The organism is Gordonia sp. NPDC003585, assembly GCF_040610755.1.
In the GTDB taxonomy this organism is placed as follows: domain Bacteria; phylum Actinomycetota; class Actinomycetes; order Mycobacteriales; family Mycobacteriaceae; genus Gordonia.
Map to the genome: position 1 here is coordinate 13,116 of NZ_JBEXMX010000067.1, position 18,159 is coordinate 31,274.

Below are 18,159 nucleotides of genomic sequence, written 5' to 3' on the forward strand. Positions count from 1 at the left end.
GGGTTGGCGATCGCCTGCGCCCCGACCACATGAAAGGCACCTGGTGTCACTGCAATTCCACTGGTTCCTGCCCACGTACGGAGACTCGCGCAATCTGATCGCCGGTGGTCACGGCAGTCAGATGTCGGGAGACCGGCGGGCGGATCTCCGCTATCTCAAGCAGTTGGCGGGAGCGGCCGAGATCAACGGCTTCGAGGCCGTGCTCACCCCGGCCGGATTGTGGTGTGAGGACGCGTGGCTCACGACGGCGGCCTTGATCGACGCGACCGAGACACTCAAGTTCCTGGTGGCCTTCCGGCCGGGACTGCTCAGTCCGACGCTGGCCGCGCAGATGGCAGCGACGTTCCAGTGGCAGTCGGAGGGTCGCCTGCTGGTGAACGTCGTGACCGGTGGTGAGGCGAGTGAGCAGCGGGCGTTCGGCGACTTCCTCACCAAGAACGCGCGTTACGAGCGGTGCGGCGAGTTCCTCGACATCGTCCGCAAGCTGTGGACGTCACCCGAGCCGGTCGACGTCGTCGGGAAATACCTGCGGGTCGAGAACGCTCAGCTCGGCCGGCAACCCGATCCGGCGCCGGAGGTGTTCTTCGGTGGGTCGTCGCCTGCGGCAGGCGATGTGGCGGCCAAGTTCGCCGACGTCTACCTGACCTGGGGTGAGCGGCCAGATGCAGTGGCCGACAAGATCTCCTGGATCGACGGCCTCGCCGCGGCACAGGAACGACGCGTCCGGCATGGCATCCGGTTCCATGTGATCGCACGGGAGACCACTGAGCAGGCGTGGGCCGAGGCGGAGCGGTTGCTCACCGCGCTCGATCCGGAAACCGTCGCCAATGCGCAGCGCAATCTCGCGCAGTCGGAGTCCGAGGGTCAGCGTCGTATGTCCGAATTGCACGGTCGGGGATCGAATTTCGACGGATCCCGCGATCCGCGGTCGCTCCAGATTCATCCCGGCGTGTGGTCGGGTGTCGGCTTGGTCCGTGGAGGTGCGGGTACTGCGCTCGTCGGGTCGTACGCGGAGGTCGCCGATCTCATCGCGGAGTATGCAAATCTCGGACTCGAACACTTTGTGCTGTCCGGATATCCGCATCTCGAAGAGGCCTACCACTTCGGTGAAGGTGTGCGTCCTGCTCTTGCCCGTCTGGGGCTCATCGAGTCCGACGATCGTGGCCGCGAGGCCGTTCGCGGCGCATTCCTGCCGACCCTGCAAGCCGCTTCTTCCTGATCACAGCTGTTCTGCCCCAAGCTCTTCTGAACCAGCGCCAACCGAGAGGTAAATCATGTCCACCGAATCGATCGCCGACGAGATCAAGTTCGCCTACTGGGTACCCAACGTCAGTGGCGGCCTGGTCACCAGCACCATCGAACAGCGCACCAGCTGGGACTATGACTACAACGTGAAGCTCGCGCAGACCGCGGAGAACAACGGCTTCGAGTACGCACTGTCGCAGGTGCGCTACGAGGCGAGCTACGGTGCGGAATTCCAGCACGAATCAACGAGTTTCAGTCTTGCCTTGCTGTTGGCGACGCAGCGACTGAAGGTGATTGCCGCCGTGCACCCGGGTCTCTGGCATCCGGCGGTACTGGCCAAGCTCGGCGCCACCGCAGACCACCTGTCGAATGGCCGGTTTGCCATCAACGTGGTGTCGGGCTGGTTCAAAGACGAATTCACCCACCTCGGTGAGCCGTGGCTCGAACACGACGAACGTTACCGTCGCAGTGCGGAATTCCTCGAGGTGATCCGCAAGATCTGGACCGAGGACAACGTCGACTTCCGCGGCGACTTCTACCGCATCCACGACTTCACGCTCAAGCCCAAGCCGCTCAACACCCCCGAACGGCCCAATCCTGAACTTTTCCAGGGTGGTAACTCGACGGCGGCCCGTAGCAACGGTGGACGTTTCTCCGACTGGTACTTCTCCAACGGCAAAGATTTCGACGGCGTCACCGAGCAACTCGACGACCTGCGTGCGGTCGCTCGGGCGCACAGTCGCGAGGTGAAGTTCGGACTCAACGGCTTCATCATCGCCCGCGACACCGAAGCCGAGGCTCGGGACACCCTGCGGGAGATCGTCGAGAAGGCGAATCGTCCTGCGGTGGAGGGCTTCCGCGATGCCGTGCAGCAGGCCGGCAACTCGACCGGAAACAAGACGGGAATGTGGGCGGACTCGACCTTCGAGGATCTCGTCCAGTACAACGACGGTTTCCGCACCCAGTTGATCGGTACGCCAGAGCAGGTGGCCGAGCGGATCGTCGCCTACAAGCGTCTCGGCGTAGACCTGATCCTGGGTGGATTCCTGCACTTCCAGGAGGAGATCGAGTACTTCGGTGAGCGGGTGCTTCCGCTGGTCCGCGAACTGGAGGCAGCGCAGGAGCCCGCGGGGGTCGCGTGACCCGGGTGAGTTCGGCAGCCCGGATCGCCACGGCACGCGAGGCCGTGGCGATCGCGCGGGAGCTGGCAACCGAGTTCTCGGCAGGTGCCGCGCAACGGGATGCGCAGCGCCGGTTGCCTTTCGAGGAGATCGAGCAACTGTCATCGACGGGCCTGCTCGCGGTGACAGTGCCGCATCGCTTCGGTGGCGCCGACCTCCCACCCAGCGTCGTGGCAGAGCTGACCGCGATCATCGCGGCCGCCGACCCGAGCATCGCGCAGATCCCGCACAGTCACTTCGTGTATCTGAATCTGCTCCGTCTTGGTGCGTCCGACGATCTGCAGAAGCGGATCTTCGGCACGGTGCTCGACGGCGGCCGGGTGGCCAACGCGCAGTCCGAACGTGGCGGCAGGACCATCGCCGACATCTCGACGCGCCTGACGCCCACCGGCGGAGGGTTCTCACTCGACGGGGACAAGTTCTACGCAACCGGATCGCTGTTCGCCGACACCCTCGCCGTGCTGGCCCGTCTCGAGGTTGAGACCGACGATCATGCGCCGGGCGAATACGTGGCGTTCATTCCGGCGGACGCGGACGGGGTGGAACTCGTCGACGACTGGAATGGCATGGGGCAGCGCACCACCGGCTCCGGCACGGTGCGGCTGCGCGGTGTTCACGTCGGCGCCGACGATCTCGTGGCCCGGGCTCCCGCGGTGTCGGGGGCGACGGGCTATGGCGCCTTCGCGCAGTTGCTGCACGTCGCGATCGACACCGGAATCGCCCGCGGTGCGCTTGACGCGGCGGCCGAATTCGTTCGCAGCACGTCGCGTCCGTGGTTCGAGGCAGGAGTCGAACGCGCCGTCGATGATCCGCTCGTGGTGCAGCGGTTCGGCGAACTCGGCGTCGACGTTGCGAGTGCCGAGGCGACGCTCGCCGCAGCCGGCCGGAGCGTCGACCGCGCAACAGGATTCGGGGATCCCGACGAGATCGAACCCGACGCGGATCCGGTGGCGGAGGCGTCGATCGCCGTCGCGGCCGCCAAGGTGGTTGCCGACCGGGTTGCGAACAGCGTGACGTCGGCTCTGTTCGAGGTGAGTGGTACACGCAGTGCGGGTGCGGACCTCAACCTGAATCGGTTCTGGCGTGACGCCCGTACCCACACCCTGCATGACCCGGTGCGGTGGAAATACCAGCACATCGGCCGATACGTGCTGCGCGACGAGAAACCACCGCTGCACGGCGTCATCTGAGGCCTGGTCATCCAAGCGTAGGACGGGGCCGAAGCCAATCGGTCGAGGGACAGACGGTGTCGGTGCCGGCGCTTATGCTTCTCGATATGGCAGAGAGTCGGGTGGACACCCAGTTCGGGCCGTATCGGCTCGATGAACTGCTCGGCCGTGGCGGCATGGGTGAGGTGTATCGCGCCTACGACACGTCCAAGGACCGGGTCGTCGCGCTCAAGCTGCTGAAATCCGGTCTGGCGCATGACGGCGTCTATCAGGAGCGGTTCCGGCGCGAATCGCATGCCGCGGCAAAGCTCGGTGAGCCCCACGTCATCCCGATCCACGACTGGGGCGAGATCGACGGGGTCCTGTTCATCGACATGCGCCTGGTGGAGGGCGAGGATCTTCGCGCCCTGCTACGTCGTGAAGGGGAGCTGTCGCCGGAGCGCTCGGTCCAGATCATCGAACAGGTCGCTGCGGCGCTCGACGCCGCGCACCGGCACGGACTCGTCCACCGCGACATCAAACCCGAGAACATCCTGATCGCGGAGAACGACTTCGCCTACCTGGTCGATTTCGGCATCGCCCACGCCGCCGAGGACACGCATCTCACGCAGGCCGGCACGGCGATCGGATCGATCGCCTACATGGCCCCGGAGCTCTTCGACGCGAGTTCGGTCAGCGCATCCAGCGACATCTACGGACTGACGTGCGTGCTGTTCGAATGCCTCACGGGTCGGGTGCCGCATCCCGCCAACACGGTCAGTGCCGCCATCAAAGCTGCCGTCCTGTCGCCACCACCGTCGCCCAGCGCGTTCAACGGCGCCGTCCCGCAGGCGTTCGACGCGGTCATCAGCCGAGGTCTCGACCCCGACCCGGACCGACGGTATCCGACGGCCAAAGAGCTGGCGGCCGCGGCGCGTGCCGCGTTGACCGGTGGCGACGTCGAGGCCACTGTGACTCCGAACGGCGAGAGTGAGACCAACATCATCCGCCGCGCCCCCAAGACGGTGATCGGCGCGCCGGTCAACCTGGCGAAGCCGGCCGATTACCCGCCCACCCAGGTGTCGAGCACCGGCCCGCAGGGGCCTGACGGAACCCGGAATCTCGGTGGTCCCCCGCAGTTCTCGGGACCCCAGCAATATTCGGGACCACAGCAGTATTCAGGCCCCCAGCAGTACTCAGAGCCGCAATACTATTCGGGTCCCCAGCAGTACTCGGCTCCACCACCGAATTACCCTCCGCCGCAGGTCTATCCGGCCGGCTACCCGCCGCCGGAGCAGCGCTCGACCGCCATTCCCGTGTTGATCGGCGTGATCGCCGCCGTCCTCATCGGCCTGCTGGCGCTCGGTGGGTATTGGCTGGCGACCCAGGGCAACGATTCGTCGTCGAAGAACGCGGACGCCGAGCGGTCCACGGTCACCCAGACAGTGTCGGCGCCGGAGACGCAGGAGACGACCACTGCGCCCACGACGACGGGACCGGCAGCGCCACCACCGGGGTCGGCTCCCTGCGACGCGACGGTCGGTATCGAAGCAGGAACGCCCACTACGTGTGGGTTCGCGTTCAACGTGCGAGACGCGTACCTTGCGTCGGGCCCAAAGGGGACCGGGAGAGTGGTCATTGCGTCCAGCCCGACGACGGGGCTGACGTATTCGATGTCCTGTGTGCCGGAATCGGGCATCGTCGTCTGCCGGGGTGGCAACAATGCGGTGGTACACATCTACTGATGGCGATTCTCAGGCACACCCGTTTCGCACCCGTCGTCGCGCTGTTTGCTGCCACCGCGCTGGTGGCCGGCTGCGCCACATCGTCGGACTCCGCTGGCCAGGCACCGGTCACCGTGACGGTCACCTCGACGGGCAAGGCGTACCCCGGCGGGTACGGCAAGTCGTCGTCGGCAGCGCCGTCGACCGTGTCCCGAGCCGGCAACTACCGCGCGCTGGCAGCCGGTTTCGCACGGGTCGCCGGGCAGACGGGTAACACGGTCGGGATCGCCATCGCCCCGGTCGGCGGAAAGGCCGTCACAGCGCTCACACTCGGTGACAAACACTCGCGCGTTGCCTGGTCGACCATCAAGGTGCCGCTGGCCGTCGCGGCAGAGCGCGAGAACGGCCAGAGCGCGGCCGAGACCGCGGCGATCGTCAACTCGGACAACGCGTCGGCCGAAGCGCTGTGGGCATCCCTGGGTTCGTCGACCGAAGCCGCCCGCGCCGTCACCGGTGTTCTGCGGGAGGGTGGCGACACCACGACTGTGGTGCCCTCGGAGCAGCGTCGCGCCGGGTTCACGATCTTCGGCCAGACCGTGTGGCCCTTACCGGCAGCGGCCACGTTCACCGCGCACCTGCCATGCATGCCCGGGACCGAACATGTGGTCTCGCTGATGGGTCAGGTTGCGGGCAACCAGCAGTGGGGTGTCGAGATCATGCGCACGCCGACGTCCACCGCTGTCAAAGGCGGATGGGGGCCGGGGGAGAGCGGCGGGTACCTCGTGCGTCAGATCGGTCTGATCACCCACCGCGACGGCACACAGACGGCGGTCGCGATGAGCGCGGTCGGGTCGTCGATGGGGGACGGAATCGCTGCGCTGAACTCGATCGGTAACTGGCTGAACCGCAATGTGGCGCGGCTACCGCGGGGCCGATGCGCAGGCTGATTCGAGCGGTGGCGGTCGCCGGTTTGGTGGTGGTGATCGGGGCGTGCAGCACGACCGACCCACCCGGTCCGACGAGCCCGCCGTACCGTGCCACCTCGGCGTATGCTTCCGCGAGCGCATCCTCGACGCCGTCCGCCGCGCCCTGCGACCGTACCGTCGTCGCGCTCGACCCGGGCCACAATCCGGTCACGGTCGACGGCTTCGATCCGGTGACCGGCGTCCGGCAGGTCGACTACCCGAACGGAGCCGAGGATCGGGATGTGTTCCTGGTGGCGCAGCGGGTGCGTGCCGCGCTGAGCGGCGTCGGATATCGCGTGGTCCTGCTCAAGCGCTCGGTCCGCGAGAACGTCACCTACCGGCAGCGGGTCGAGCGAGCGCGGGCGGCCGGTGCCGACATCGCCGTGAGTATCCACACCAGTCCGGGCGTCAATGCGGTGTTCCCGCAACGCGTCGGGCTCTATCGCGAGGGAACCGGCGCCGACGGTGAGCATCTGCGGGTGGTGTTCACCAACCGCGCCACCGCCGTGCGGTCCCAGCGATACGCGCGGCTGATCGCGGCCCGCCGAACCGCGATAGAAGGCCACCCGGTTGCGGTGACGGACAACGACTTCGGTGGACGCGCACCGTTGTGGTCGGGCAACATCCCGGTGATAGCCCTGATCGCCGACGACACACCATGGGTCTACAACGAATTCGGCACAGCGGGTGCCGGCGGGTCCATCGCAGTCCCGAGGAGCCGTCTCGAGGACTACGCGCGTGGCCTGACCGCCGGGGTTCGGGCTGCCGTGCCGGTCTGCGCGGTGTCGCGATGAGGTCCCGATTGGGTCTCGCCGGGTGGCGAAACCCTGGATAGCCACTACTCTCATGTGTCTGCTGTGGCTAAAGGGGCTCATGTGATTAGAGTGAAACGTCTGTTCATCACGACCACCGTCGTCGCCTCATGTCTGATGGCCGGCGCGGGCTCGGCCTTCGCGGCGCCGGGCATCGCCGGTCTGCCTCTGCCGGAGCCGCTTGCGCGACTCCTCGCCCCGCCCGTGCCCGTCGAGAAGAAGCTGTCGAAGGGCTTTGGCGGCCTGCAGAAGTCGATGCGAAAGACGATGCCGGGACAGATCGGAATCGCGGTCGTCCCGGTCGGTAGCGACAAGGCAATCTCGTTGGGGCCGTTGAAGACCGGTCGCGCGTGGTCGACGTTGAAGGTGCCGGTGTCGCTGGCGGCGCAGCGGCAGAACGGAACCGCGGTCGCTGCCATGGAGAACAAGGCGATCACCTTCTCCGACAACGACGCCGCCGGGAAACTGTGGGGATCGCTCGGCGGTGGAGTTGCCTCCGTGAAGGCCGTCACCGGCATCCTTCGGGAAGGCCATGATCTGCGTACCCGCGTCTCGTCGGAGGCCGACGCCCCGCCGTCGTACCCCGGCTACACCCAGTGGGCCCTGGTCGACCAGGCGCGGTTCGGCGCCCACCTGCCCTGCATGGCGGGCAGCGAGCAGATCATCCGGTTGATGAGCTCGGTCGCACCGAATCAGCAGTGGGGGGTCGCGAAGGTGGGCCGATCGGCCGGTGCAGTGAGCGCGGTCAAGGGTGGCTGGGGGCCTGCCACCTCCAAGTCGCCCGGCTACCTGGTGCGTCAACTCGGCATCATCTCGACCACCCGGGGGCAGTTCGCCGTTTCGTTTGCCGCCGTACCCAAGAGCGGCAAGTTCAGTGACGGCACCAAGATGCTCAACCGGATGGGCGCGTGGTTGGGCAAGTACCTTGCCGAACTACCTGCGGGTCGGTGCTGACCTGAAGAGTTCGGGACAACCCGCTGGCCGTTGGAAATCTGTACCTGTGAGGCCGGCCAAGTACACAGTGCACTTGGTGGGGTTGGCAGGTACATCTTTCCAACGGGTCGGGAGCGTCGGTTGGTAAGACGGCAATGTCGTCGCACCAGGGCTAATGGGGGCTGTCGCGGCTAAGCCGGCGGGAGGGGCCGCTCGTACCCCAGCTGGCGGGAAGTGGACTCTTTTCATCGACAGCTCACTCCGGCAGTGAATGGCGTCCGGTGGGGCGGGGTGCCGGTGGTGGCGTCGGTCGCGGTGCTGACGTCGGGGTCGCTCGCGGCTTCGCCGTAGGCCGCGACGGTGCCGGCGTCGGAGACTGGGCAGCCGACCCCATCGGACGGACGAGTGCGGCTGCGATCGCCGTGGTGAGCGGCACCGACAAGGCAATCGCGATACCGCCGACGAACGACCGTGCGAGTTCGACGGCGACGACGTCGGTGGTCAGCAGAGACCCGAGCGGCTGCTGTGCCACCGAGAACAACAGCAGGAGTGGGAGCGCGCTGCCCGCGTACGCGAAGACCAGGGTGTAGACGGTGCTGGCGATGTGATCGCGCCCGACGCGCATCGCCGCGCGGAAGGTGGCCAGCCGTGTCGGCTCGCCGGCGGCCGCCAACTCGAACGCCGCCGACGCCTGGGTGATGGTGACGTCGTTGAGCACACCGAGAGTGCCGATGATGAAGCCGGCGAGCAACAGACCACTGATCGAGATGCCGCCCTGATAGACCTGCAGGTTGGTGGTCTGGTCTCCCGAGAGGCCGGTCAGGTTCATCGTCCTGATTGCCAGCCAGCTCAGCACCCCGGCCAGGACCAGCGACGTCAGCGTGCCGAGCAGCGCCGAAGATGTGCGCAGACTCACGCCGTGCGCGAGGTAGAGCACGACGAACAGGATCGCCGCCGACGACACGACCGCCACCGCGACCGGCGAAGACCCGGCGAGGATCGCAGGCAACGTGAACACTCCGAGCACGAGGAACGCGAACGCGAGCCCTAACACCGACCGGAACCCACGCCACGCGGCGACCAGCACGATCGCGGCGACGAACAGCAGCGCCCAGATCAGCGTCGCACGTCCGCGTTGGAAGTCGAAGAAGGTGTAGCGGTCACCGCCGTCGGGTCCGGGGACCGTGGACAGCCGGATGTCGTCGCCGTCGTGCAGCGTCGGCTGACCGGCTTGCGGATCATCGAGCGCACCGGGAGCGACCGCCACCGAGTCGGGTCCCGAACCGGTCTGTGCACGGTTCGTCGGCACCTCCAGGACGGTGTACTTCCCCTTGTCGGAGCCGGAATCGAGCCGGACGGTGTGCAGGATGCACGGGCCGTTCTCGACCGGGTTCACCGGAACATCGGCGGTGTCGAGGACCGTGCCGGCCACCGAATTCAGACAATCCGCACGGATGTGATCGACGACCTCGCCGTCGACTGTATGGATGGATCCGCCGTCGGCCGCCCGGAACTGCGGAGGAATCGGATGTGGTGAATCCGAGGGCCACAGCACGACCGTGCCGATCACGACGGCCAGCCCGATGACGCCCAGCGCCCCGATCACCAGCCACTTGGCGTACGGCGACAAGACATGCGAGATGTCGGAGAGGTGACCGTGGCCGTGCGAATGTCCGATATGCGAATGCCCGGTACCGCTCGAGGCGGTACCGGGCTTCGCGGCTGTCGCGGGTGCAACTGCGCCGTCGTTGTCCGAGTTGCTACTCGATCTCGACCATTTCACTTCGACACCCTATGCGCATGGCGGTATCGAGTTCCATAGGGCGGGATTTCTACAGCGGCAGCAGAATGTTCTTGACCGAGGGATCGGTGCGCAGGAAGTCCTGGACGGCAGGATCTTTGAACGCCGCGACGAGCTTCTTGATGTTCTCGGTGTCCTTCCACTTGGTGCCGATGGTGAGCTGACCGGCAAACTCGTCCGGGGCGGGCGGCGCGAAGATCTGCTTGTTGATGTCGATGTCTGCCGCCAGGTAGTACTCGGTGTATCCGACGGCCGCGTCGAGGTCGGCGAGTGACCGCGACTGTGCCGCGAAATCGAGCAGTTTGAACTGCAGGCCGCGCGGATTGTTCGCGATGTCGTCCTGCGTGGCCTGCCACTTGTTGATGCCCGGCTTCAGTGTGATCAAACCGGCCCGCTCGAGCAGCCACAGACCCTGCGCCTCGTTGGCCGGGTCGGAGTAGAGCGACACGGTCGCGCCCTGCGGCAGATCGGCCGGACTGCGGTAACGGTCCGACCAGATGCCGAAGCCCCAACGGAACACCGGAGTGGCTGCCTCCAACCCGAAGTCGGGGTTGGCGGCCAGCACCTGACCCAGCCACAGCTTGTGCTGATAGATGGTGCCGGCGACCTCCCCGTCGCTGACGGCTCGGTTGAGCGTGGTGGAGTCCGACAGCCCCTTGAACGCCACCTTGATGCCGTACTTCGGCGCGACGTTGGTGGCAATGTAGTTGACGAGCGCCTCTTCGGCGGCGTTGCCCTCGGCGGTGACCACAATCAGTGTGGCGCCGGCAGTTTCGTTGGCGGACGTCTCTTCTGGGCCAAAGAATCGCCACCCGATGGCACCGAGAACGACCACCGCGACCACCACCAACGCGGTGATCAGCGGCCAGCGACGACCCTTGGCGATCTCGATATCCGACCCGCCGGGCGGTGCGGGCGTAGGGGTTTCTATCCCGGAGTCGGTTGAACTGGACATGGGGGTGCCTTTCGAGGGAGGGGGGTTGAATCGATTGCCGCTCAGCGATTGACGCGGCGGGACTTCTCCGGCGTGAGGCTGCGCACCAGCGCGTCGCCGACGATCTGGATGAGTGCGACGGTGATGACCAGGACGATGATCGTGGCGACCATGACGGCGTGGTCGAATCGTTGGTAGCCGTAGGTGACGGCGACATAGCCGAGACCGCCGGCGCCAATCGTGCCGGCGATGGTGGAGTACTCGATCATCGCGATCGTGTTGATCGTCAGGCCGCCGATGATGTTGGGTAGGGCTTCGGGAATCTGTGCGGTCCAGATGATCTGGGTGTTGGACCCGCCGGATGCCTTGGCGACGTCGACCACCGACGACGGCACCGCCCGCAGCGAGTTCTCCACGATCCTGGTGAAGAACGCGATCCCCGCGATCGACATCGGAACGACGGCCGCGGCGATCCCGATGTTGGTGCCGGTGACGAATCGTGTGAACGGGATGATCGCGGTCATCAGCACGAGGAACGGCAGCGACCGTCCGATGCTGATCACCCACGACAGCGGTGTGTGCAGTCCACGATTCTCGAAAAGCCCGCCGGGGGCGAGGTTGTGGATGAGAGCTCCGAGTGGAACCCCGACCACGAGCACGACGATCATCACGATGCTGACCATCAGGACGGTGTCGACGAACGCGGGGATCAGTAGATCGGGAATCTCGTTGACCGGGACCGTGATTGCGGCGAGATCGAGGCGCGTCACGCAGCGACCTCCACCTGATGCCGATCGAGCACGCGCGCGGTGATGCCGAGTTCGTGGGCGGATCCGACGAACGATGCGGCGTGACCGATGGGAACCGACACGGTCAGGTCGCCGAAGGACACACCGTCGACGGTCTGAACCGACGCACCGAGTACGGCGATCGGAATGCCGAGGTTTCCGCCTATTCGGGTGAGCCAGTCGGCGGGCACGGTGGCAGAGTTGTAGATCACCGAGATCGCCGACTGTCCCGACGCCGTGTCGGCGCTCGGTCCACGTGGTCGAAGTGATTGTCCGAGTGGAGATTCGGGATCGAGAACGAGGTCGGCGACGCGACCGCGCTCGACGAGACTGCCACCATCGAGACGCCCCACCGTGTCGGCGACGCGGACGATGGTGTCCATCTCGTGGGTGATGAACACTACCGCGAGACCGAGGTCGTCGCGGACCTCGGTGAGCAGCCGGAGGAAGGTGTCGGTGGCAGCCGGATCCAGACCAGAGGTCGCCTCGTCGGACAGGAGGACCGATGGTTTCAGCGCGAGTGCGCGGGCGATGCCGACTCGTTGGCGCTGACCGCCGGACAACTGATGGGGATAGAGTCCGGCCTTGTCGGCGAGCCCGACGCGATCGAGCAGTTCGGCAACGCGTTGCTTGGTGGAAACCTTGGTGGCCCCGAGGTATTCGAGTGGCAGTGCGACGTTGTCGGCCGCGGTGCGTCGCGAGAGCAGGCTGGCCGACTGAAACACTGTGCCGATACGACGCCGGGCGTCGCGCAACTGCGTCGACCCCAGCGACGACAGATCTTCGCCGTTGACGATGACCTGCCCCGAGGTCGGCCGTTCGAGCAGGTTCAAACAACGGGCGAGGGTGCTCTTGCCTGCACCGGACGGTCCGACGACCGCAAAGATCTCGCCCTGTTCGACCCGGAAGTCGACCCGGTCGAGCACGGTGCTCGGATTCGTCGACCCGACGCCGAACACCTTGGTGAGCTCGACCGCCTCGATCATCGGACGCCCCCGGTCACGAGACGGGCGGCCGTGCGTGCCGAGTCGTCGATCGTCGAACCCGTACCACCCGGCCGGAAGGTTGAGCCGCGATGGTTGTCGGGGAGCAGATCACCGCGCCCGAACAGCTTGTGCCGCAGGGTTCCTGGAACGTACGCGCGGTCGTACACGCCGCGTCGCTCCAGTGCGGGTACCACGTGGGTGACGATGTCCTCGAACGAGCCCGGCGTGACCGCGTAGGCGACGTTGAACCCGTCGACGTCGGTCTCGTCGACCCAATCCTGCAGTGCTTGCGCCACTTCGTCGCCCGAGCCGATCAGGACCGGACCCATCCCGCCGATGCCACCCCAGGCCGCGATGTCGCGGACCCGCCATTCCTCGCCGCTGTCGGTGGCCTGGCTGAATGCGGCGACGGCAGACTGGATGGCGTTGCTGTGGACGTTGCCGATCGGTTCGTCGATGTCGTAGGTGGACAGATCGATTCCCATCCAGCCGGACATGAACACCAGCGAACCCTCCTCGCTCGCATACGACTGGTACTCCTGCGCCTTCGCGCGCGCGGCTTCCGGGGTCGAGTCGGTGATGATCGTCAGCAGTGTGTAGATGCGGGCGTCGTACGGGTCGCGTCCCGCGCGCACGAGTTCTTCGCGCACTTTGGCCACGGTGTCGCGCAGAATCGCCTTGGTGGGGGCCGCCACGAAGATGGCCTCGGCGTTCTCGGCAGCAAAGCGTCGGCCGCGTGGCGATGCGCCGGCCTGGTAGATGACCGGGGAGCCCTGCGGTGACGGCTCGGCGAGGTGAATGCCGGGAACCGTGAAATGTGTTCCGCGATGGCCGATGTGGTGGACCTTGTCCGGGTCGGCGAAGATGCCGTTCGCTCGGTCGCGCCGGACGGCGTCGCGCTCCCAGGAGCCTTCCCACAGCTTGTACAGCACAGTGAGGTACTCGTCGGCCTGGTCGTAGCGGCTGTCGTGTTCGGGCTGGTCGTCGGCGCCCATGTTGCGTGCCGCGGCGGGCAGATATCCGGTGACGACGTTCCAGCCGATCCGGCCCCTGGTGAGGTGGTCGAGGGTCGAGAGTCGACGCGCGAACGGGTACGGGTGCTCGAAGCCGGTTCCGGTGGTGATGCCGAATCCGAGGTGCTCGGTGGCATGCGCCATCGCCGAGACCAGCAGGAGTGGATCGTTGACCGGGATCTGCGCACCCTGGCGGATGGCAGCCTCGTCGGTGCCCGCGTACGCGTCGTACGTCCCGAGCACGTCGGCGATGAACAGGCCGTCGAATCCGCCGCCCTCGAGGAGCTGGGCCAGGTTCACCCAGTAGTCGATGGTGTTGTACTCCCAGGACCGATCGGCCGGGTGACGCCACAGTCCGGGTGACTGGTGCGCAACGCAATTCATGTCGAAGGCGTTGAGACGGATCGGGCGTGGTGATATCGGTGCAGGCACTCGGACGATGATGCAGACAGATGTCGGCGGCGGCCATCGTTGTACGCAGCGCGAGCGTAAATCGTCCGCCCGCGTGAGGCCGATCCGAGTCCGTGCTGGTGGGAATCCGGCTAGCCTCGACGTATGCGCTCCGCGGACATACTCCTTGATTCACTGAGCCGAGTCGCCGAGAACGTGCACGCCGTCGTCGACGACATCGCCGTCGATGTGCTCAATCGCGCGCCCGGCGACGATGCCAACACGATCGCCTGGCTGGTCTGGCACCTCACGCGAGTCCAAGACGCACAGGTCGCCGATGTCGCCGGCACCGACGAGGTCTGGGTGGCCGACGGTTGGGCCGACAGGTTCGCGTTGCCGTTCCCCGTCGGCGAGACCGGTTACGGCCAGTCGGCGGCCGACGTCCCACGCGTGGTGGTCGACGACCCGTCATTGCTCACCGGCTATTACGACGCCACCCACCGCGCATCCGCGGATTATCTTGCGGGCCTGTCGGATTCCGATCTCGATCGGGTTGTCGACACCAACTGGGAGCCGCCGGTGACCCTGGGCGTCCGGTTGGTGAGCGTCATCGACGACGACGCACAGCACATCGGACAGGCCGCGTATCTGAAGGGCTTGTTCTCCTGACCAGTGCGCTCGGCCTGGGTGTCCCTCCGCTCCCTGTGCCACCCACCGCTCCCTTGGGTCCCCTCCGCTCCCTGAGGTGCGAGGAGCGCAGCGACGAGCCTCGAAGGGCCCCCTCGTGAGAGGATCGGATGTGTGACGGATGAGCAGCAGGTACGCGAATCGCGGACGGCGATCTGATGGTCACCGTCGTCATCGCCTTCGCGATGAACATCCTCGTCGCCGTTGCCAAATCGATTGCCGCAGTGCTCACAGGCTCGGCGTCGATGGTGGCCGAGGCCGCGCATTCGTGGGCGGACGCGGGTAACGAGATCTTCCTGCTCATCGCCGAGCGACGTGGCGCGCGCGGGCGAGACCGCAAGCATCCCTTCGGGCACGGTCGAGAGACCTACATCTGGGCGATGTTCGCGGCGTTCGGTTTGTTCACCGTCGGCGCGGTGGTCTCGATCATGCACGGCATCACGTCGCTCGCCGATCCGGAGCCCGACACCGATTACCTCATCGGCTACATCGTTCTGGCCATTTCTGCGGTGCTGGAAGGGGTTTCGTTCGCCCAGTCGGTCCGCCAGGCGAAGGCTGGCGGCACTCGCTTCTCGATGTCGCCGTTGCGGTTTCTCAACCGGACCTCCGACACGACGTTGCGCGCGGTGTTCGCCGAGGATGCGGCGGCACTCGTCGGCCTGGCGATCGCGGCCCTCGGTATGGCCTTGCACGAGATCACGGGATCTGCGGTCTGGGATGCGTTGGGGTCCATCCTGGTCGGCTGTCTGTTGGCCTACATTGCGGTGTTCCTGATCAGGAGAAACAGCGAGTTCCTGGTGGGGCAGGTGGCGTTGCCGTCGGTGCGCGACGACATGTTGCGGCGTCTGCGCGAGCACGCCGCGATCGACCGCATCACCTACTTGCACGCCGAATACGTGGGTCCGATGCAGTTCTATCTGGTTGCGGCCGTCGACATCGTCGGCGACATGGCCGAGCACGAACTGGCCGTCGCGCTGCGCAGCCTCGAGGCAGAACTCGAGCAAGACGAGGTCATCGTCGAAGCGGTTCTGACGCTGTCCACACCCGACGAACCGTCGTTGTAGGCCACCACGGTGCCGACGAGCGTAGGTTGAAGCCGTGGACCTCCGCATCTTCACCGAACCCCAGCAAGGCGCGACCTACGACGATCTTCTTCGCGTGGCACGCGCGACCGAGGAACTCGGCTTCGACGCCTTCTTCCGCTCTGACCACTACCTGGCCATGGGTTCCGACGGACGTCCGGGACCGACCGATGCGTGGCTGACGTTGGCCGGGCTGGCACGTGAGACGTCGAAGATCCGGCTCGGCACCCTGGTCTCCTCGGCCACGTTCCGTCATCCCGGCCAGCTGGCGATCGAGGTCGCGCAGGTCGACCAGATGAGCGACGGCAGAGTCGAATTGGGTTTGGGTGCAGGCTGGTTCGAGCGAGAGCATGCTGCCTACGGCATCCCCTTCCCATCGATGGGCGACCGCTTCGACCGTCTCAAGGAGAGCTTCGAGATCGTCACCGGACTGTGGGAGACCCCCGAGGGACGCACCTTCGATTACGAGGGCGCACACTACTGGCTGACGAATTCGCCTGCCCTGCCCAAACCGGTGCAGCGGCCGCGGCCACCGATCATCGTCGGCGGCAGCGGCAAACGCCGAACTCCTGCCCTGGCGGCTCGCTTCGCCGACGAGTTCAATGTGGTCTTCGCGCCGGTCGACGAGGCGAACGCGCAGATCGGTCGGGTGCGCGCCGCGTGTGCGAAGTCGGGAAGACGGCCGGAGACGATGCGATTCTCCGCCGCGCTGGTGCTGTGCTGTGGAGCCGACGAGGCGGAGTTCGCGCGACGTGCCGATGCCATCGGACGCGCCCCCGATGAGCTCCGCGACAACGGTGCTGCCGGTACTCCCGACGAGGTTGTCGCGACCATCGAACGGTATCGGGAGCTGGGCGTCGACCGGGTCTACCTGCAGACTCTCGATCTCGACGACCTCGACCATCTCGAACTGGTGGCGGCCAAGGTCGCCCCGCAGTTGGGCTGACGGGAGGCGCGCTCAGCGGTCGAAGGCGGCGTGCATCTCCCAGAACAGGATCTCCGCACCGGCATCGGTGCCGACCGTGAGTGGGCCTTCGTCGGTGGTGCGCACCGCGTCGCCCTCGTCGAGGGTAGCGCCGTCGGGCAGCTCCACGGCACCGCGCGCAACGTAGAGGTGACCGTACTCGGCCGCGGGTAGCACACACGACGTGCCCGCATGAAGACGGGCAACATGAAGTGCCACAAAGGGATTGGCGATCGATAGGGCAGGACCGGACGCGTCGGTGGCGAGGCCGGACACCACCGTCACGAGGTCTCCGGATGCCAGGTCGGCGCTGAAATCCTTTTCGGCGTAACCGGGTTCGAGGCCGGCGCGTTCCGGGGCGACCCACATCTGGACGACCCGTAACGGCGCATCTTCCGACCTCGACGCCGGATTGCCCTCGGCGTGACTGATCCCGCGACCCGCCGTCATCCGCTGCACCACTCCGGGCGTCAGATCGCCTTCGTTGCCCGTTGAATCGCGGTGGTGCAGTGTGCCGTCGAGCACCCACGTGACGATCTCGGTGTCGCGATGGTGGTGAACGTCCAATCCCTCGCCGGCGTCGACGCGGTCGTCGTTGTGGACCATCAGAACCCCGTGCGCATTGCCCACGAGGTCGAAGTTCCCGGTCGCCGGGAACGACTGCCACGACTCGAGCCACTCGTTGCGCCAGTGATGGCGGTCCGCCGCTCGGACGACCTTGCGCGTCATGGATCTCCTCATTCACCTGGTGTCGCGTGCCACGTACTTCGTCGACTCGGTCTCGTGTCCCATCGTTGATGGATAGTGTCCAATCATGGCCGATAGAGGTACACAGGATTCGACGACCCGCCAGCCGGAACGCCAGCGCATCCGCAAGCTTGCGCAGGCGGCGCTGAATGCGGACGTCACCGTCGAACAGCTCACCACGATCATCGACGACATGGGCGAGACCATCGACGGCATCGGCGACACGATGACGGGGATGAACTCCACCATCGAGAAACTCGACGCCACGTTGACCCGGATGTCGGGGACCCTCGATCAGGTCGACGCCACCGTCGATCGGATGGCGGATGTGGTTGCGCGGCTCGAGAGCATCGTTGCCCGTGTGGAGGCGATCGTCGAGATCGGGGAGATCGCCGCTCGGCCGCTCGGCGCGATCGAATCGGCCGGACGCTCGGTGATCTCGCGCCTCGGGCTAGGGTGATCGACATGGAGACAAGGACATTCACGGGTGGTCACGGCGAGCTGATCCAGTACGACCTGTACCGGCCGGACGGTGATGCGCGTGGCACGTTGGTCATTGCGCACGGCCTGGCCGAGCATGGTGCCCGATATACGCACGTCGTCGACCGACTCGTCGCGGCCGGTTTCGTGGTCGCCGGGGGGCGGCCAATACGGGCCGGGCGGGCGGGGGGGGGCGGGCCGCGGGGGGGGGGGGGCGGGCGCGCCCCCGCCGCGCGCGCCCGCCACGACGAACTAGCCCTAGGCGAAGTCCACCACACC

Annotated in this window: 17 protein-coding genes; 11 read left to right on the forward strand and 6 right to left on the reverse strand. The window is 66.4% G+C overall.

Annotation, left to right across the window (positions count from 1 at the left end; all coding sequences use genetic code 11):
• Positions 1-43: 43 nt before the first annotated feature.
• From ABZW74_RS17595 to ABZW74_RS17625, 7 genes are all read left to right on the forward strand, one after another.
• Positions 44-1,219: an LLM class flavin-dependent oxidoreductase gene (locus ABZW74_RS17595; RefSeq protein WP_240856546.1), complete on the forward strand. Its 1,176-nt coding sequence runs from the start codon at positions 44-46 to the stop codon at positions 1,217-1,219.
• Between the two features lie 55 nt (positions 1,220-1,274).
• Positions 1,275-2,387: a dimethylsulfone monooxygenase SfnG gene (gene sfnG, locus ABZW74_RS17600; RefSeq protein ID WP_240856547.1), complete on the forward strand. Its 1,113-nt coding sequence runs from the start codon at positions 1,275-1,277 to the stop codon at positions 2,385-2,387.
• Positions 2,384-3,616 (forward strand): SfnB family sulfur acquisition oxidoreductase, encoded by a 1,233-nt coding sequence (locus ABZW74_RS17605; protein WP_355277952.1) that lies wholly within the window; start codon positions 2,384-2,386, stop codon positions 3,614-3,616. Before sfnG ends, ABZW74_RS17605 begins: the two co-directional genes overlap by 4 nt.
• Positions 3,617-3,702: 86 nt before the next feature.
• Positions 3,703-5,319, forward strand: a complete 1,617-nt coding sequence (locus ABZW74_RS17610; protein WP_355277955.1) for a serine/threonine-protein kinase — start codon at positions 3,703-3,705, stop codon at positions 5,317-5,319.
• On the forward strand, positions 5,319-6,245 hold the full coding sequence (locus tag ABZW74_RS17615; RefSeq protein WP_355277958.1) for a hypothetical protein: 927 nt from the start codon (positions 5,319-5,321) through the stop codon (positions 6,243-6,245). The genes ABZW74_RS17610 and ABZW74_RS17615 overlap by 1 nt, the downstream gene beginning before the upstream one ends.
• Complete coding sequence (locus ABZW74_RS17620; protein ID WP_355277961.1) at positions 6,233-7,057, forward strand: N-acetylmuramoyl-L-alanine amidase; 825 nt, start codon at positions 6,233-6,235, stop codon at positions 7,055-7,057. The genes ABZW74_RS17615 and ABZW74_RS17620 overlap by 13 nt, the downstream gene beginning before the upstream one ends.
• A 135-nt stretch (positions 7,058-7,192) precedes the next feature.
• Positions 7,193-8,029: a hypothetical protein gene (locus ABZW74_RS17625; protein ID WP_355277981.1), complete on the forward strand. Its 837-nt coding sequence runs from the start codon at positions 7,193-7,195 to the stop codon at positions 8,027-8,029.
• 235 nt (positions 8,030-8,264) lie between these two features.
• On the opposite strand, the gene ABZW74_RS17630 is transcribed toward ABZW74_RS17625, so the two are convergent.
• The 5 genes from ABZW74_RS17630 to ABZW74_RS17650 all read right to left on the reverse strand — a co-directional run bounded on the left by ABZW74_RS17630 (position 8,265) and on the right by ABZW74_RS17650 (position 13,962).
• On the reverse strand, positions 8,265-9,686 hold the full coding sequence (locus ABZW74_RS17630) for a YibE/F family protein (RefSeq protein WP_355277984.1): 1,422 nt from the start codon (positions 9,684-9,686) through the stop codon (positions 8,265-8,267).
• 154 nt (positions 9,687-9,840) lie between these two features.
• Positions 9,841-10,764 (reverse strand): MetQ/NlpA family ABC transporter substrate-binding protein, encoded by a 924-nt coding sequence (locus ABZW74_RS17635; RefSeq protein ID WP_355277964.1) that lies wholly within the window; start codon positions 10,762-10,764, stop codon positions 9,841-9,843.
• 41 nt (positions 10,765-10,805) lie between these two features.
• Positions 10,806-11,513: a methionine ABC transporter permease gene (locus tag ABZW74_RS17640; protein WP_240856553.1), complete on the reverse strand. Its 708-nt coding sequence runs from the start codon at positions 11,511-11,513 to the stop codon at positions 10,806-10,808.
• On the reverse strand, positions 11,510-12,517 hold the full coding sequence (locus ABZW74_RS17645; RefSeq protein ID WP_355277966.1) for an ATP-binding cassette domain-containing protein: 1,008 nt from the start codon (positions 12,515-12,517) through the stop codon (positions 11,510-11,512). Before ABZW74_RS17645 ends, ABZW74_RS17640 begins: the two co-directional genes overlap by 4 nt.
• Complete coding sequence (locus ABZW74_RS17650; protein ID WP_355277969.1) at positions 12,514-13,962, reverse strand: LLM class flavin-dependent oxidoreductase; 1,449 nt, start codon at positions 13,960-13,962, stop codon at positions 12,514-12,516. The genes ABZW74_RS17645 and ABZW74_RS17650 overlap by 4 nt, the downstream gene beginning before the upstream one ends.
• A gap of 123 nt (positions 13,963-14,085) precedes the next feature.
• On the opposite strand from ABZW74_RS17650, the gene ABZW74_RS17655 reads away from it, so the two are divergent.
• The 3 genes from ABZW74_RS17655 to ABZW74_RS17665 all read left to right on the forward strand — a co-directional run bounded on the left by ABZW74_RS17655 (position 14,086) and on the right by ABZW74_RS17665 (position 16,635).
• Complete coding sequence (locus ABZW74_RS17655; protein WP_355277971.1) at positions 14,086-14,589, forward strand: DinB family protein; 504 nt, start codon at positions 14,086-14,088, stop codon at positions 14,587-14,589.
• A 176-nt stretch (positions 14,590-14,765) separates the two neighbouring features.
• Positions 14,766-15,671, forward strand: a complete 906-nt coding sequence (locus tag ABZW74_RS17660; protein WP_355277973.1) for a cation diffusion facilitator family transporter — start codon at positions 14,766-14,768, stop codon at positions 15,669-15,671.
• Between the two features lie 34 nt (positions 15,672-15,705).
• Positions 15,706-16,635 carry an LLM class F420-dependent oxidoreductase gene (locus tag ABZW74_RS17665; protein WP_355277976.1) on the forward strand — a complete coding sequence of 310 codons (930 nt, stop codon included), beginning with the start codon at positions 15,706-15,708 and terminating at the stop codon, positions 16,633-16,635.
• 12 nt (positions 16,636-16,647) lie between these two features.
• Here the strand turns inward: ABZW74_RS17665 and ABZW74_RS17670 are convergent, their stop codons facing one another.
• The gene (locus ABZW74_RS17670) at positions 16,648-17,382 is read right to left on the reverse strand and encodes a pirin family protein (RefSeq protein WP_355277978.1); all 735 of its coding nucleotides are present in this window, start codon (positions 17,380-17,382) and stop codon (positions 16,648-16,650) included.
• A gap of 85 nt (positions 17,383-17,467) precedes the next feature.
• Here ABZW74_RS17670 and ABZW74_RS17675 point away from each other — a divergent pair, with 85 nt between their 5' ends.
• Complete coding sequence (locus ABZW74_RS17675) at positions 17,468-17,860, forward strand: hypothetical protein (protein WP_240856559.1); 393 nt, start codon at positions 17,468-17,470, stop codon at positions 17,858-17,860.
• Positions 17,861-18,159 lie beyond the last annotated feature (299 nt).

Excerpts from the sequence above, each read along its gene's own strand:
- ABZW74_RS17655 (WP_355277971.1), top strand. The coding sequence starts at position 14,086 with ATGCGCTCCGCGGACATACTCCTTGATTCACTGAGCCGAGTCGCCGAG.
- ABZW74_RS17670 (WP_355277978.1), bottom strand. The coding sequence starts at position 17,382 with ATGACGCGCAAGGTCGTCCGAGCGGCGGACCGCCATCACTGGCGCAAC.
- ABZW74_RS17660 (WP_355277973.1), top strand. The coding sequence starts at position 14,766 with ATGGTCACCGTCGTCATCGCCTTCGCGATGAACATCCTCGTCGCCGTT.
- ABZW74_RS17675 (WP_240856559.1), top strand. The coding sequence starts at position 17,468 with ATGGCCGATAGAGGTACACAGGATTCGACGACCCGCCAGCCGGAACGC.
- ABZW74_RS17620 (WP_355277961.1), top strand. The coding sequence starts at position 6,233 with ATGCGCAGGCTGATTCGAGCGGTGGCGGTCGCCGGTTTGGTGGTGGTG.
- sfnG (WP_240856547.1), top strand. The coding sequence starts at position 1,275 with ATGTCCACCGAATCGATCGCCGACGAGATCAAGTTCGCCTACTGGGTA.
- ABZW74_RS17625 (WP_355277981.1), top strand. The coding sequence starts at position 7,193 with ATGGCCGGCGCGGGCTCGGCCTTCGCGGCGCCGGGCATCGCCGGTCTG.
- ABZW74_RS17615 (WP_355277958.1), top strand. The coding sequence starts at position 5,319 with ATGGCGATTCTCAGGCACACCCGTTTCGCACCCGTCGTCGCGCTGTTT.
- ABZW74_RS17610 (WP_355277955.1), top strand. The coding sequence starts at position 3,703 with ATGGCAGAGAGTCGGGTGGACACCCAGTTCGGGCCGTATCGGCTCGAT.
- ABZW74_RS17635 (WP_355277964.1), bottom strand. The coding sequence starts at position 10,764 with ATGTCCAGTTCAACCGACTCCGGGATAGAAACCCCTACGCCCGCACCG.
- ABZW74_RS17645 (WP_355277966.1), bottom strand. The coding sequence starts at position 12,517 with ATGATCGAGGCGGTCGAGCTCACCAAGGTGTTCGGCGTCGGGTCGACG.